The 16,081-nt window shown below is 64.5% G+C and carries 8 protein-coding genes; 4 read left to right on the forward strand and 4 right to left on the reverse strand.

Annotation, left to right across the window (positions count from 1 at the left end; all coding sequences use genetic code 11):
• The first annotated feature begins 176 nt into the window (after nt 1-176).
• From CT3_RS06355 to CT3_RS06365, 3 genes are read left to right on the forward strand one after another with little or no spacing between them, the layout of a single operon-like run.
• Nucleotides 177-6,665, forward strand: a complete 6,489-nt coding sequence (locus tag CT3_RS06355; protein WP_083520507.1) for an Ig-like domain-containing protein — start codon at nt 177-179, stop codon at nt 6,663-6,665.
• Nucleotides 6,665-8,053 (forward strand): efflux RND transporter periplasmic adaptor subunit, encoded by a 1,389-nt coding sequence (locus CT3_RS06360; RefSeq protein WP_066539032.1) that lies wholly within the window; start codon nt 6,665-6,667, stop codon nt 8,051-8,053. Before CT3_RS06355 ends, CT3_RS06360 begins: the two co-directional genes overlap by 1 nt.
• The gene (locus CT3_RS06365) at nt 8,050-10,173 is read left to right on the forward strand and encodes a site-2 protease family protein (RefSeq protein ID WP_227657862.1); all 2,124 of its coding nucleotides are present in this window, start codon (nt 8,050-8,052) and stop codon (nt 10,171-10,173) included. The genes CT3_RS06360 and CT3_RS06365 overlap by 4 nt, the downstream gene beginning before the upstream one ends.
• Before the next feature lie 123 nt (nt 10,174-10,296).
• On the opposite strand, the gene CT3_RS06370 is transcribed toward CT3_RS06365, so the two are convergent.
• The 3 genes from CT3_RS06370 to CT3_RS06380 form a co-directional block, all read right to left on the reverse strand.
• On the reverse strand, nt 10,297-11,169 hold the full coding sequence (locus CT3_RS06370; protein ID WP_066539031.1) for a plasmid replication/partition related protein: 873 nt from the start codon (nt 11,167-11,169) through the stop codon (nt 10,297-10,299).
• Nucleotides 11,170-11,323: 154 nt separating this feature from the next.
• Complete coding sequence (trhP, locus tag CT3_RS06375; RefSeq protein ID WP_066539030.1) at nt 11,324-12,706, reverse strand: prephenate-dependent tRNA uridine(34) hydroxylase TrhP; 1,383 nt, start codon at nt 12,704-12,706, stop codon at nt 11,324-11,326.
• Nucleotides 12,707-12,917: 211 nt separating this feature from the next.
• Nucleotides 12,918-13,811, reverse strand: coding sequence for a LysR family transcriptional regulator (locus CT3_RS06380; protein ID WP_066539026.1), 894 nt, complete (start codon nt 13,809-13,811; stop codon nt 12,918-12,920).
• Between the two features lie 217 nt (nt 13,812-14,028).
• On the opposite strand from CT3_RS06380, the gene CT3_RS06385 reads away from it, so the two are divergent.
• Entirely contained in the window at nt 14,029-14,793 is a 765-nt protein-coding gene (locus tag CT3_RS06385) for a TSUP family transporter (protein ID WP_066539024.1), read from the forward strand.
• A gap of 124 nt (nt 14,794-14,917) precedes the next feature.
• On the opposite strand, the gene tolA is transcribed toward CT3_RS06385, so the two are convergent.
• Nucleotides 14,918-16,072 carry a cell envelope integrity protein TolA gene (tolA, locus tag CT3_RS06390; protein ID WP_066539022.1) on the reverse strand — a complete coding sequence of 385 codons (1,155 nt, stop codon included), beginning with the start codon at nt 16,070-16,072 and terminating at the stop codon, nt 14,918-14,920.
• Nucleotides 16,073-16,081 lie beyond the last annotated feature (9 nt).

The following is a 16,081-nucleotide window of genomic DNA, read 5'->3' on the forward strand; positions in this document are numbered from 1 at the left end:
TGACAGATAGATAGCCCGCAGCTTGCTTCGACCAAGAAATCCGGGCCGGGCCTGCTGCCACCGAAGTGACCGGTGTGCAGCGGGCTTCAGCCCCCCGTATTCCGTGCCAGTGCCCTTGCAAGTGCCGTCCGTGAGCCCGAGAAAGGGCCGCCCAGGCAAAAAGGAAGGATGATTCGATGACCGCCCACAACCGCCCCTTCTGGCGCCGCCTGGCGCAAGCTGCTGCCAAACCTGCGACTGTCAGAGCCGCTGCATCTGCCCACACCGCCCCAGCCGGGCTGGTTAGCCCCATGCGCCCCCTGGCGCTGGAGCAGCGCTTCATGTTCGACGGCGCGGGTGCGGCCGACGCTGCGCATGCAGTGGTGGACGGCGCCACGGCCACCGATGCCGCGGCAGACACCGCCGGCGCGTTGCGCCATGCGCTGATGGCAGAGGCACCTGCAGTCGGCAGCCCGCGGCAAGAAATCGCCTTTATAGATGGTCAAGTCCAGGACTACCAGCAACTGTTGGCGGGGATCAAACCAGGCACCGAGGTGGTGGTGCTCGACCCCAAGAGCGATGGCCTGAAGCAAATCAGCGGCTACTTGGCGGGACGCTCCGGCATCGATGCCATTCATATCGTCAGTCACGGGCTGTCCGGACAGGTGACGCTTGGCAGCCTTACCTTCGATAAAGCAAGCTTGGACGCACGTGCAACCGACTTGGCACAGATCGGGCAGAGCCTCGATGTCGATGGCGACATTCTCTTCTATGGCTGCGATGTCGGCAGCGGTGCCGCCGGACAGGCGTTCATCAACCAGATCGCCCAATTTACCGGCGCAGATGTAGCCGCCTCCAACGATGTGACCGGCTCCACCTCCCAAGGCGGAGACTGGACACTGGAAGTCACCAGTGGCTCGATCGAGGCAGTAACACCATTCTCCGTATCGGCCCAACAGGCCTTCGGTGGGCGGTTGTTCGCGGGGACGCTCAATTTTAGCGGCCCGGATACATATCTCGGCATGACGGTAACGGATGGGCAAGCCAATTCCATTGACATTCCCGGTGTAGTGATCGAGATCTATTCGGCGGATTCGGGTAATACGAACAGTAACTCTCCGTGGGAGTACTACAGCACCTTCTTCGGTCCAAACTCTGACGGAATCGTCGATAGCTCTGGTGACGGAACGCCGATCATCATCATCCGCAGCCAGAACGGAGCTGATTTCTCCTTCACCGGTATCAAGATCGTCGACTATCTGGGCACTCATCCGCAGATCACCTTCGAAGCCTTCCGTGATGGTGTCTCGCAGGGTAGCGTGACGCTGGCGACGGACAGTCTCGACTACATATCCGATTTCACCCAATCCAACGGGCTGACCGCGTCGATCTTCCAAAACGTCGACGAGATCCGTATCTCGGATCCCTCTTCCGGCAATGGCAATCTGTATGTCGCGCTCGACAACATCGGCTTCGCCGATGTGCCGCGCCCCGCCCTGGTGTCGGCAACGTTCTCCGATAACAACCTGAAGATCGGCGAGACCTCCTCCGTCACCTTCACTTTCAACATGGCGGTGACGGGTTTCACTACTGCCGACCTGATCGTGCCCAACGGCAGCATCAACGGCTTGAGCAGCTCCGATGGAGGCCTCACCTGGACCGGCCTGTTCACCCCCGACGCAAGCGTCACCGACAGCACCAACGTCATCACCGTTAACCTCAGCGGTGTCACTGGAGTCAGTACCTCCCTTGCAGGTATCGGAGCCGCCGACTCCAGCAACTACGCCATCGACACCCTGGCACCCAGCGTCACATCGGTGACCTCCAGCACTGCCAACGGTACCTACAAGGCAGGGGATGTGATTTCCGTACAGGTGAGCTTTTTTGAGAATGTCACTGTCACCGGCACCCCTCAGTTGACGCTGGAGACTGGCAGTACTGACAGGGTGATCAACTACACCAGCGGTTCGGGCACCAATACGCTGACCTTCAGCTATACCGTGCAAGCTGGCGACGCCAGTTTGGATTTGGACTACATCAGCATTGGAGCCCTGGCGCTCAATGGAGGCACGGTCCGGGATGCTGCAGGCAATGACGCCACGCTAACCCTGGCACAGCCGGGGACATCGGGCTCATTGGGAGCGAACAAAAGCTTAATCATCGATGCGGTCCCGCCGACCACCACGGTGTCCAGTCTCAATTTCTCCAACGATACGGGGAGTTCAGGCAGCGACTTCATCACCAATGTTGCCTCGCAAACCATCAGCGGCACGCTGTCAGCCAATCTGCAGTCTGGTGAGGCGGTGTATGTCTCCATCAACAACGGCGCGACGTGGACTGCCGCCAGCGCTACCGTGGGCCAGAACAGCTGGTCACTGGCTGGCGTCACACTGAGTACTAGCAGTACCCTGCGCGTAAAAGTCAGTGATGCCGCTGGCAATGACGGTACGGTGCACTCTCAGTCTTACACCTACGACACCACGTCACCCACTACCAGCTTCAGCGGCCTGACTTTCTCCAACGACAGCGGTACCTTCGGCGACTTCATTACCAACAACGCCAGCCAGACCATCACTGCCACGCTGAGTGCCAGCCTTGCCGCTGGCGACGTTCTGCATGGTTCGCTGGATGGTGGCAATACCTGGTCCGACATCACCAGCAAAGTCAGTGGCACGACGTTGAGCTGGAATGGCGTCACCCTGGCAGGCAGCGGCTCTTTGCAGCTGCGGGTGATGGATGCCGCTGGCAACACGGGACCCGTGAGAAGCCAAGCCTACGTGCTGGATACCGGCGTGCCCAGCGCTCCATCTACGCCGATACTGAACGGCGCCAGCGATACCGGAATTTCCAATGGCGATGGCATCACCAGCGACACCACTCCGACCTTCACCGGCGTGGCCGAAAGCGGCAGCACCGTGAAGATCTATGACGGCGCCACCTTGCTGGGCAGCGTGACCGCTACCGGTGGCACCTGGAGCTATACCACCACCACGTTGAGCGAAGGCAGCCACTCCATCACCGCCACCGCCACCGACGCAGCAGGGAATGTGTCGGCTGCTTCTGCAGGCCGGGTGGTGACCATCGATGCGACAGCACCTTCCGTGAGTATGGTCGTGGTACCCGCCAATGCCACCTATTTCACGGGCGATACCCTGAGCTTCAGCGTGAGCTTCAGTGAATCGGTCACGGTTGACACCGGTGGCGGTACGCCCCGCATCGCGCTGACGGTGGGCAGCAGCACGCGCTATGCCTCCTATGTTTCGGGATCCGGCAGCAGTACGCTGGTGTTCAGCTACACCGTAGTCAACGGCGACACGGACAGCGATGGCATCACCGTGGGCGCACTATCGGCCAACGGCGGGACACTGAAGGATGCTGCGGGCAATGATGCCTCCCTGACGTTGAACAGCGTCGGCAGCACCGCTGCTGTGCTGGTGGACGGAGTGCAGCCCGGCATCACCAGCGTCAGCGCCACAACCAGCGACGGCAGCTATGGTGCCGGCCAGACCATCTTCATCACAGTCAGCTTCAGCACGGCCGTGGATGTCAGCACCACCAATGGCCTGCCGACGCTGGCACTCAGCAGCGGGGGGGTAGCCAGCTATACCGGTGGGTCGGGCAGTGCCACGCTGACCTTCAGCTATACCGTGGCCGCAGGGCAGAACAGCGCCGACCTGGATGTGGCATCGACCCATGCGCTGCAACTCAATGGCGCCACCATCAGCGAAGCTGGTGGCAGCCACAGTGCAGCATCGATAGTGCTGGCTGCCCCAGGGACGGCCGGATCGCTGGGGGCGAACAAGGCGATTGTGGTTGACACCTCGGCTCCGACCGCCAGCGTACAAAACGTCTCTTTCTCTTCGGACACTGGGCCCAGTTCCAGCGATCTGGTGACCAGCGACCCAAGCCAGACCATCAGCGGCACATTGAGTGCCAGCCTGGGCAGTGGCGAGTATGTGGAAATTTCGCTGGACAACGGGAACAGTTGGCAAAGCGCGTCGTCTTCTGCAAACAGCTGGAGCCTGGCTGGTCAAACATTGACTGGCAGTGGCACCTTGCAGGTGCGCGTGTCGGATGCCGCAGGCAATCACGGCGCAGCATTCTCTGCTGCTTATGTGCTGGATCAGACAGCACCTACAGTCAGCATCACCAGCAGCGCGAGCTCACTCAAAGCCGGAGAGTCGGCGACCATCACCTTTACCTTCAGTGAGCCTCCTGTGAACTTTCGTGCCGCTGATCTGACGGTGAGTGGCGGCGTGATCAGCGGCTTTTCCGCCACGGCCAATCCACTGGTCTATGTGGCGACCTTCACACCAACAGCGGGAGTAAGTAACGGTTCCGCCGTGGTGTCCGTGGCTGGCGGCGGATACACCGATGTCGCGGGCAACCTGGGCTATGGAGCTGCATCGGTGGCCATTGCTGTTGATACGTTGACCCCTTCATTGGCCATCAGCAGCAATGTCGCAAGCCTGAAAGCAGGCGAAACAGCCCTAATCACGTTCACCTTCAGCGAAGCGCCACGGGGGTTTGACTCCGGTGATGTGAGCGTACAGGGTGGGGTCTTGAGCGGCTGGGCAGCTACCGCCAATCCCTTGGTGTATACGGCAGTCCTGACGCCTGTGCAGGGGGTGGACTCGGGATCTTTGACGGTGACTGTGGCGCCGGGCAGCTATACCGACGCTGCAGGCAACCCAGGCCAGGGAGGCAGCACGCCGAACATCGCCTATGACACGCTGGCCCCCTCTGCGACAGTGGTCAGCGTCCGGTTTTCCGATGATACGGGCGTCAGCAGTAGCGATCTGATCACGCGTACTGCCAGCCAGACCATTGATGGCATGCTGTCGGCGCCCTTGGTGTCGGGGGAGTCGGTGCAAGTTTCGCTGGATGGAGGTGCCACGTGGATGTCAGCGGGGAGTGTCGGCAGCGACAGCTGGTCATTGGGCGTGGTGTTGACGGGCAGTGGTGTGCTGCAGGTGCGTGTGGTCGATGCCGCAGGCAATGCCGCTGCGGCGTTCTACCGTCCTTATGTGCTGGATCAATCGCCCCCTACGGTGGTGATCTCCAGCAATGTGGCGACGGTCAACGGTGTGACGCCAGCGCTGATTACTTTCACCTTTTCCGAGCACCCTATGGGATTTAGTGCTGGCAACATTACGGTGTCTGGAGGGACTTTGAGTGGTTTGACGGCCACATCCAACCCCTTGGTCTATACCGCCACATATACACCGGTAAGCGGCGTCGCCAGCGGCTCGGCCACTATCGCGGTCAATGGCTACACCGACGCTGCAGGCAACTCCGGCAGCAGTGGCGCCATTCCCTCGCTGCAGATTGATACGGTGGCACCGTCCGCAACAGCAAATGGGGTGATGTTCATCAATGACAGTGGTATCAATGGTGACCTGATTACCAATGTGGCATTACAAACCATCAGCGGCAATTTGTCTGCCCCACTGGTTGCCGGTGACGAGGTTCAGATTTCTCTGGACAATGGGGCAAGCTGGATGACGGTGGACACTTCCATCGGAGATATCAGTTGGTCTTTCATTGCAACGCTCAATCCAGGCAGCAATACGTTGCGGGTCCGGGTGAGCGATGCCGCAGGCAACCACAGTACTGTGTATGCACAGGCCTATGCCTATGACGACACTGCACCAGTGGCAACACTCACACCCCTGCAGACGGACAGTTTAACCCCGACCCTGACCGGGACCTCAGCACTCGCAGCAGGGGATACCATGACGGTGACCGTGGGCGGAGCGACCTATCAGGTCACACCCGTGTCCGGGGCATGGAGCTTGGATCTGGCAACGGCAGTGCCGATCAGCGGTGTACTTGCCCTGGCGGCCGGTCAGCAGTACAGCGTGGGCATTGCGACCCTTGATGTCGCAGGCAATCAGGGCAGCAGCAGCAGCACCTTGACGATCCGTGTACCCCCAACGACACCGGTGACGCCCAGCCTTCCAGAACCACCTATCGTGCCGGTGTTCCCTTCCACTCCTGTGTTGACAGACCCTTCGCTGCCCCTCGCCGTGTTCCCTCCTGACATGGCCGACACCCCCATCCCTGGCGGTCCCGCAGCACCGTGGATACTGCCGCAGTCCAGCGTGGGCAGCGATATCGGCATCAGCTGGCCGGGGCAGACGCCACCGACGGTGCTGGACACCTTGCCGAGCTTTGGGCCGCTGTCGCCGATGCAGCAGACGCCGGATGTCGGTCTGACCTCTGCCGAGGGCTTCCAGATTGTGGCGCTACCTGGCATGCAAGGCAGCAATGCACCGGTGGCTTACAAGTCGATCCCGGATGTGGTGGCCAGCAGCGGCGAGCGGATTGCGGTACAGATCAGCAGCGACGCGTTTGCCTACGCCGATGGCAATGCGGTGGTCACACTATCGGCCCGCATGGCGGATGGCACACCGTTGCCAGGCTGGTTGCGCTTCGATGCCCGCACCGGGCGCTTTGAAGGCACACCACCGCCCGGCTTTGAAGGTACGTTGAGTGTCAGGGTGACGGTGCGTGACAGCGAGGGCCGAGTCGCCACGCAGGTCTTCAAGCTGGTGGTCAGCAAGGATGCCAGCAAAACCGCTTTCTGGCACGGCGATGGAAGTGCTCCGGCAGGCCGTGCGAGCCTGAGCGAGCAACTGCGCAGTGCGCGCGGTGCTGCGGCGCGCCTGGCGGTGTTGTCCTGATGAACGAAGGTACGACAGGCAGCCCGTTGATTGCCCTGTTGGAGCTGGCACAGCGCGCACGCGCTGCGGCCACCGGTCAGGAGCTAGCCTTTCAGATGGTGAATGCCACGCGCACGCTGTTGCCCTATCGCCAGGCGGCGCTGTGGTTCCGGGATGGGGGTGTGCGCACCCTGTCCGGGGTGGTAGGGGTGGAGGCCAATGCACCTTATACACAGTGGCTGGATTCACTGTGCCGGACATTGGCCGAACAACACCGTGCAGCAACGCCGCTGGTGGTGGATGTGGCCCAGCTGCCGCCGGCCATTCAGGCCGACTGGAGCCACTGGTTGCCTGCCAAGGCGGTCTGGCTGCCGCTGCGCCCGGCCCCCAACGGAGTCCCAGCCGCAGCCGGGGAGCAGGCCGATGGCGGGCTGCTGCTGGCTGGCGATGCCGCTGCATCCGCCCAACAACTGGCGTTGCTGGCCGAATGGATGGACATCTGGCAGCACGCCTGGCGTGCGGCCCATCCGCAGCCGGGCTGGTCGCTGTCTAGCCTGCCGGGCCGTCTGCGCAGTTGGTGGGGGGGGAACTCTTCCCAACAACGCTGGCGCCGGCGTGCCGGCGTGGTGCTGGCCTTGCTGGCGGTATTGCTGCTTCCGGTGCACCTGACCGTACTGGCACCCGGCGAGCTGGTGGCGGCGCAGCCGGCCGTGCTGCGCGCACCCATGGATGGGGTGGTGGAGCAGATCCATGTGCAGCCCAACGAGATGGTGAAGCAGGGCCAGTTGCTGTTCAACCTGGACGAGGCGCAGCTTGCCAGCCGGCTCGAAGTGTCGGAGCAGGCCTTGCAGACGGCCGAGGCGGAGTACCGCCAGTTTGCCCAGCTGGCGCTGGGCGATGTGCGCTCCAAATCCCAGCTGGCAGCGCTGGCCGGCAAGATTGGCGAGCGCCGCGCCGAGCAGGCGTTTCTGACCGAGCAGCGCCAGCGCGCCCAGGTGCTGGCGCCGCACGATGGCATGGTGTTGTTCGATGCCCCGTCGGAATGGATAGGCAAGCCGGTGCAGACCGGTGAGCGCGTGATGCGCATTGCCCAGCCCGATGCGGTGGAGGTGGAAGCCTGGTTGCCGATTGGCGATGCCATTGCACTGCAGCCTGGCGCGCCGGTGCAGCTGTACCTGGCAGCCGACCCCTTGGCGGCTGTGCAGGCACAGGTGCGCTATGTGGCCTATGACGCTGTGGCCCGCCCGGACGGCCAGTATGCCTACCGTGTGCGTGCACAGCTGGTGCAGCCGGGCACGCAACGCATCGGCCTCAAAGGTACGGCCAAGCTGCAAGGCGAGCGGGTCAGCCTGGCCTACTGGATGGTGCGCAAGCCCTGGGCCAGCATCCGCCAGTGGGTGGCGCTGTGATCGGAGCACCAGCCCCCTGGCAGCCCTTGCGGGAGGAGCTGGACCTGCTGCACGGTCCGGCCTTGCCCGACGGCCAGCCTAGCTGGACCTTGCACGACCCGGTGCGCAATCTGTTCTTTCAACTGGACTGGGCCAGCTTTGAAGTGCTGCGCCGCTGGGACATGGCCGACGCCCAGGCCATGGCACGCGATATTGCGGCGCACACCACTTTGCAGGTGACTGCGGCGGACGTGCAGGTGCTGCAGCAGTTTCTGCTGGGCAACGAGCTGCTGCAGCCGCCGCCCCATGGTGCGCCTGCGCTGGCCGAAAAGTGGCAAAGCCGGCGTGGCGGCTGGTCGCAATGGCTGTTGCACAACTATCTGTTCTTCCGGGTGCCGCTGCTGCGCCCGGACCGCTGGCTGGAACGCTGGGCGCCCCGGCTGGATTTTCTATTTCGGCCCGGCTTCTGGTGGCTGACGCTGGCCGCCTTCCTGTGGGGGCTGTGGGGCGTGGTGCGTTCCTGGGAAGTGTTTCACGCCACCCTGGTGGACATGTGGAGCCTGCAGGGCCTGCTGGCCTATGGTGTCACCTTGCTGGGGGTGAAATGCCTGCACGAGTTGGGCCATGGCATCACCGCCAAGCGCTATGGCTGCCGCGTGCCCACCATGGGGGTGGCGTTTCTGGTGCTGTGGCCCGTGGCCTATACCGATACCAACGAGGTCTGGAAGCTGACGCGCCGCGACCAGCGGTTGAAGGTGGCGGCAGCGGGCATTACCACCGAGCTGGTGATTGCCGTGTGGGCCTTGCTGGCCTGGCTGTGGCTGCCCGATGGCTGGCCCAAGGCCATGGCCTTCTTGCTGGCCACCACCACCTGGGTGAGCACGGTGCTGATCAATGCCAGCCCCTTCATGCGCTTTGATGGCTATTTTCTGCTGTCGGACTATCTGCAGATGCCCAATCTGCACAGCCGTGCCTTTGCCCTGGCGCGCTGGGATCTGCGCGAGCGGCTGTTTGCGCTGGGCGAGGCCCCGCCCGAGCGCTTTGCCCCTACGCGCCAGCGCATGCTGATTGCCTTTGCCTGGGCCACCTGGATTTACCGTCTGGTGCTGTTTCTGGGGATTGCGGCCCTGGTGTATCACTTCTTCATCAAGGCGGTCGGGATTTTGTTGTTTGCGGTGGAAATCGTGTGGTTCGTTGCCAAGCCGGTGTGGTCGGAAGTGAAAGCCTGGCGGGAACGCAAGGCGCAGATTGTGCACAGCCGCCGTGCGCGCTGGAGTGCTGCGCTGGCGGTGGGGTTGCTGGCCTTGCTGGTGGTGCCCTGGCCGGTGCCGGTGCTCAGCAGTGGCATGCTGCAGTCCGGTGCGCAGTGGCAGCTGCATGCGCCGGAGGCCGCACAGCTGGCGCAGGCGCCCTTGGCCGAAGGCAGTGCGGTGGCGGCCGATACCGCCGTGTTTGCGCTGACTTCACCCGCCTTGCAGGCGGCCGCCCAGCAGAACCAGGCGCGTTTGCGGCAGGTGGTGCAGCAGTCGGCAGCCGCCGGCATGGACGGGGAACTGCGCCGCGACTGGCAAGTGTGGCAGGACCGCCAGGCCGAGGCCCTGGCACAGCAGGCGGCGCTGGACACCGACGCCGCGCGCTACCAGTTGCAGCCGGGCGGCAGCGGCGTGCTGCGCGATGTGGACCCGGACTTGCAGGCCGGAGAATGGGTGGCCCGCAGGGAGCTGTTGGGCCGTGTGGTGGACCTGCAGAAACTGGAAGTGGTGAGCTATGTGGCGGAGCAGGAACTGCACCGCATTCGGCCGGGCGATAGCGGCCTGTTCATCACCGAGGGTGCCGGTGGTGCCGCACTGCCGGTGCGCGTGCGCAGCATTGACCAGGACGCCAGCCGCAGCCTGAACGAAGGGGCGCTGTCCGCACAGGCGGGCGGCAATGTGGCGGTGCGCAATCAGCAGGGGGTGCTGTACCCCGAGCAGCCGGTGTACCGGGTGGTACTGGATGTGGTGAACACGGAGGCCTTGCCCGCCTGGGCGGCCCAGCACCGCTGGCGTGGCCGGGTCAGCATCCGGGGGGCCTGGGAAGCGCCGGGGGCGCAGTTTGTGCGCACGGCGGCCAGCGTGTTCTGGCGCGAGGCGGGCTTTTAGCGCCAGGGGGCAGGGCCGCGGCGTGCCGTGGTGGTCCTGCCGTAAGCCCATGGACCATCATGGCCTATGGAACCCGCATGCCGCAGACCCGGGCGGCATGCGGAGCACGGGGGGCTTCAGACCTTAGACCTGTTCGGCCAGCAGTTCCTGCAAGGTCTTGACCTGCAGCTTCAGCCGCTCGTTTTCGGCTTCCAGCTCGGCCACGCGGGCCTGCAGCTCTTCGGCCGATGCCTGCGGAGCAGCTTCGGCGCCTTCTTCGGCTTCCAGCTTTTCGGCCTTGGGCTTTTTCTTGGCGTCGCGCAGGCGCTTGGCAGCCTGTTTCAGTCCGTCAGCGCCTTCGGCGGCCACGGCCTGCTGTTCTTCCATCGGCAGGGTGGCGACCACAGCCGCCGCGTTCAGCGTCAGCTCCCCGGCGCGCACGGCGGCGACCACTTCGGGTGCGGCCTTTTCCTGGATGGTTTCGATCATCTTGACCTGGCCGGCCGACAGGCGTGCGGCGCGGGCCAGTGCTTCGCGGGTGTCCAGGGCCTGGTCGGGCACCTTGGGCATGGTAGCCAGGGCCTGGGCGACCACCGGGTCGGTATCGCCTTCCCAGGGCGCGTCGGTGGCAGCTTCACCGGCCTGGGCCTTGGCGGCGTTCACGGCGGCAGCGGCCGCGGCGCGGCGTTCGGCAATGATTTCGCGTTTGCGCAGGGCCAGCACGCCGCGCTGGAAGTCGGACACGCTGCGGCGGCCCAGGTGCTGGTCGATCATCCACAGGTGGATGTCTTCCATGTTCTGGAAGCGTTCGTTCTGGATGGTCTTGAACGGCAGGCCGTGCTTTTGGCAGATGCCAAAGCGGTTGTGGCCGTCCACCAGGATATTGCCCCACAGCACCAGCGCGTCGCGGCAGCCTTCGTCGAGGATGCTGCGCTCCAGCGATTCGTGTTCGTCGGGGGTCAGGGGGTCGATATAGGCCTTGAGTTCGGGCAGAACCTGGATTTCTTCTGGATTCACTTGTCGTTCCTTGTCTTCAGGCAATCAGAGGCAAAAAGAGGCAAAGGCCCCGAGGGGCCTTGCAGAATCAGGGGCTGCCTGCGCGCATGGGGCGCGGACTTCAGCGCGCCGTCGTGCCGAAGTGCTCCGCGCCTGGGCGCAGGAAGCCGTGGTCTTATGCTTGTTCGGGGTGCAGCAAGCGGGCAATCAGTGCACCTTCCCACGGACCTTCCATCGGCACGCGCACGCGGATGGGGTTGCCCTGGGCCACCTGCACCGGCTCGCCGTCCAGATTGAACATCTGGGTCAGCTGGACGCGGCGGTTGCCTGTGGGGTGCACGACCTCAATGGTATCGCCCACGGCAAAACGGTTCATGGTTTCAATCTCGACCATGCCATTCACGTAATCGCGCACCTGGCCCACAAAGTGGCTGCGCTGCAGCACCGAGGTGCCGGTTTCGTAGTTCTGGTAGTCGTTGGCGGGGCGGCGCTCCAGCAGGCCGCCGGTGTAGCCGCGGTTGGCCAGGCTTTCCAGCTCGGTGATCAGGTGCGGGTTGAAGGGGCGGCCGGCCACGGCGTCGTCGATGGCGCGGCGGTAGGTCTGCGCGGTGCGGGCCACGTAGTACAGGCTCTTGGTGCGGCCTTCGATCTTCAGCGAATCGACGCCGATCTTGGTCAGGCGCTCCACATGCTCCACGGCGCGCAGGTCCTTGGAGTTCATGATGTAGGTGCCGTGCTCATCTTCCATGATGGGCATCATTTCGCCGGGGCGGCCTTTTTCTTCCAGCAGGTAGATGGCATCGGCCTTGGGGTGGCGGTTGCCGTCACCGCAGGTGCTGGTGAACTGGTTGTCGGCGTCGTTCTTGGCGTCTTCGAAGTTGAAGCCCTTGTCCATGGCCTGGGCCAGGGCTTCGCCGGTGTTGGGGTCGACCTGAGCGTCGTGCGTCTTGTAGTCCCAGCGGCAGGCGTTGGTGCAGGTGCCCTGGTTGGGGTCGCGGCGGTTGAAGTAGCCGCTCAGCAGGCAGCGGCCCGAGTAGGCAATGCACAGTGCGCCGTGCACAAAGACTTCGATCTCCATGTCCGGGCATTCCTGGCGGATCTTTTCGATCTCGTCCAGAGACAGCTCGCGCGAGAGGATGATGCGCTCCACGCCCATCTTCTGCCAGAACTTGACGGTGGCGTAGTTGGTGGTGTTGGCCTGCACGGACAGGTGGATCACCGCCTCGGGCCACTTTTCCTTGACCATCATGATCAGGCCCGGGTCGGCCATGATCAGCGCGTCGGGCTTCATGGCGATGATGGGCTCGATGTCGCGCAGGTAGGTGCGGATCTTGTCGTTGTGCGCAATCACGTTGCTGGTCAGGAAGAACTTCTTGCCGCGTGCATGCGCTTCCTGGATGCCCTGGGCGATCTGTTCCATGCGGAACTCGTTGTTGCGGGCGCGCAGACTGTAGCGCGGCTGGCCGGCATACACGGCATCGGCGCCAAAGTCATAGGCGGCGCGCATTTTGTCGAGCGAGCCGGCGGGCAACAGGAGTTCGGGGGCTTTGAGGGTCATGATGGGGCGTATTGTCCTGCAAACCGCCCTCCCGTGTGTCAGGGCGGGCAGGGTGCCCGCAGGGGTTTCAGGGGCTGTTACCTCCGCGTCCGGCACGGTTGCTGCCACCGGATTGGGCAGGCTGCATGGGCGCGTCCGCAGGCCATGTGCCGCGGGAGGGCGTGTTCCCGGTCGCCGCCGCTTGGGCCAGGTGGGGCGTGCGGCAGTGGGCTCAGCGGATGCTGTGCTGCTGCAGGTGTTCCAGCAGCAGCTGGGCATGTGCCGGCAGCTGCACGCCGGGCCGGGTGCACAGCAGCAGCTGGCGCTGGGCCCAGGGGTCCTGCAGGGCGATCGCCCGTGCGCCGTTGCGGCCCGCATGGCGGCGTGCAGCGGAGGCAGGCAGCACGGCCACGCCGGCGCCCTGGCCGACCAGCTGGCAGATGCTGTCGAACTGCTGCAGCTGCACGCGCCAGCGCAGCGGCTGGCCCAGTTGCGTGGCGTGGCGCTGCACCAGGGCCTGCAGGGCAGAGCCGCGGGGCAGGCCAATCCAGTCCTGTGTCAGCAACTCGGCAAGCCGCAGCGACATGCGGCGTGCCAGCGGGTGTTCCACCGGCAGCACGGCCACCAGCGGATCGGGGCGCCAGGGTTCGGCCTGGATGCCGCTGGTGTCCACCGCATCGCTGGCAATGCCAATGTCGCACAGGCCCTGACGCAAGCCGTCCAGCACGGCTTCGCTGCGGCATTCCTGCAGCTCCAGTGCCACGCGCGGCTGGGCCTGCAGAAAACCGGCCACGGCCTGCGGCAGGTGTTCGGCCACGGCCGAGGTATTGCCCCGCACCCGCGCCTGACCGGCCAGGCCGTTGCCGAAGTCCGCCAGATCACCGCGCAGATGCTCCATTTGCTGCAGCACCTGGCGTGCGTGCTGGCCCAGCGTATGGCCGGCGGCCGTGGGGCGCACGCCGCGTGCACCGCGCTCGAGCAGTGGGGCACCCAGCTGGGCTTCCATGCCGCGCACGCGCTCGCTGGCCGAGGCCAGCGTCATGTGCGACAGGCCCGCTGCCGCCGTGAGCGTGCCGCTGTCCAGGATGTGGACAAACAGTTGCAGATCGGTGAGGTCAAAGCGCATGGAGGGCAAGGTGGGCATGGACGAAGAGGGGCGGAACAAGGCTCAGGGAGGGCCTGAGTCTGGCTGCAGCACTTCCGCATTGTGGTGTCAGTGTAGGCGCAGAAGAATGGCGCAGGAAAAGTGTTTGGTTAGGACATGTTGTGATGCAAAAGGTTCAGTTTGAAACGAAGGCTGCTGCGGCCACCATGGCAGCCATGGCGGCACAGCAGGCGGGCGCATGAACGCCGATTTGCTGGCCCAGCCGGGGCTGCTGCTGGGGGCCGTGCTGGTGTTTGCGCTGGCAGGCGTGGTCAAGGGCGTGGTGGGTCTGGGTCTGCCCACGGTCTCCATGGCGCTGCTGGCGCTGTTCATGCCCACGGGGCAGGCCGCCGCCTGGCTGCTGCTGCCTTCGCTGGTGACCAATGTGCTGCAGATGCGTCCGGCGGCATCGCTGGGACCGGTGCTGCGCCAGCTGTGGCCCATGCAGCTGGGCGTGGTGGTGGGTACGTTGGGCGGGGTGTGGTGGTGGGGGCCGCTGGGCCAGGCCGCCGGGGCACGCACCTTGCTGGGAGCGGCGCTGGCGCTGTATGCGCTGTGGGGTCTGTGGGGACGTGCGGTGACGCTGCCGCACAGGCACCAGGGGTGGCTGGGGGCTGTGGCTGGCCTGGTGACCGGGGGCATCACGGCGCTGACCGGTGTGTTTGTGGTGCCGGCGGTGGCCTATCTGCAGGCCTTGCAGCTGCCGCGCCAGGCGCTGATGCAGGCCATGGGGCTGAGCTTTACGGTCTCCACGCTGGCCTTGGGTCTGGGGCTGAGTGGTGTGGCGGGCGGCAGCGGCCCGCTGGATGGTGCGGCGCTGGGGGCGTCGGCCGCGATGCTGCTGCCCGCGCTGCTGGGCATGGCTGCGGGGGAGCGGCTGCGATCGCGTCTGTCGGCCACGGCTTTCAAGCGGGTGCTGATGGGCAGCTTGCTGGCACTGGGGGCTTACATGCTGTTCAACTAGCAGCGGTGAAACCGCTGTGCCGCTGCATGGCATGGCAGCATGTCTGCAAAAGAAAAGGGCTTGAAGGTGGAAACACCTTCAAGCCCTTTTCTGCGTGTGCTGCCGCAGCGTGGCTGGTACGGACTCAGTCTTGCGGGCGGAAGCCGATCACCAGGGTGGGCGGCACCTTGCCATCCACGTCCTTGGGCAGGGAATCGGTCTTCTGCACGGCGCGCACCACGGCGTCGTCCCAGGCCTTGTTGCCGCTGGACTTGATCAGGCGGGCGCTGATGATGTCACCGCCGGGCGCGGTGCGCACTTCGACTTCGGCACGCGGGTTGCCGCTGATCGCGTCCGGGTAGACGATGTTGGGCTTGACCTTGGCCGCCACCTTGGCGCCGTAGCCGGCCGACGGGCCGTGGCCGCCGCCGGCACCGGTGCCCGCACCGGAACCGTTGCCACCGCCCTTGCCAGCGTTGGGGCCGCTGCTGCGCTCGGCCGAGCCACTGCCGCCCGAGCCTGCCAGACCGGCCATGCGTGCCATGTTTTCCTGGCGCATCTTCTCTGCGGCGGCTGCGTCCTTGGCGTCCTTGGCCGCCTGTTCCTTCTTGCGCTTGTCGTCAGCGGCCTTCTTCTCGGCTTTTTCCTTGTCGGCTTTCTCTTTCTCGGCCTTGTCTTTTTTCTCTTTTTCCTTCTGCAGCTTGTCTTTCTCGGCCTTGTCCGCCTTTTCTTTCTCCAGGCGGTCCTTCTTCTCCTGCTCTTTCTTCTGCTTGTCCTTCTCGGCCTTGTCTGCTTTTTCCTTTTCCAGGCGTTCCTTGCGCTCTTCCTCGGCCTGTTCCTTCTTTTCTTTTTCCTTTTGCAGCCGCGCTTTTTCCGCCTTCTCGGCCTTTTCCTTGGCTTGGCGTTCTTCCAGCTCGCGCTTGTCCTTCAGCTCCTGCTGGCGCTTTTTCTCCAGCGCCAGCTCGGCCTCATGGGCCTGTTGCTCGGCTTGCAGCTGTTGTGGCGTGGGCTTGGGCGGCACCACCACGGGCTCTGGCTCCGGTGGGGGCGGGGGCTTGACGGGTTCGGGCTCCGGCTCGGGTTCCGGTGGCGGCGTGGGCGCACGCGGGGCCGCTGCCGTGGGCATTTCCGACCACAGCTCGGCTTCCACAGCGGCTTCACCGACCGCTTTGGGCGGGCGCACGTTCCACACGAGCGCCACGATCAGCAGGATGTGCGCCGCCAGTGCCATCAGCCAGGCGCGCAGGTACTTGCTGCGGCGGGGTGGGGCAAAGGGGTCGTTTTCGTAGCGGGATGACATGGAATCGGG

This window comes from Comamonas terrigena NBRC 13299 (genome assembly GCF_006740045.1).
Taxonomy (GTDB): domain Bacteria; phylum Pseudomonadota; class Gammaproteobacteria; order Burkholderiales; family Burkholderiaceae_C; genus Comamonas; species Comamonas terrigena.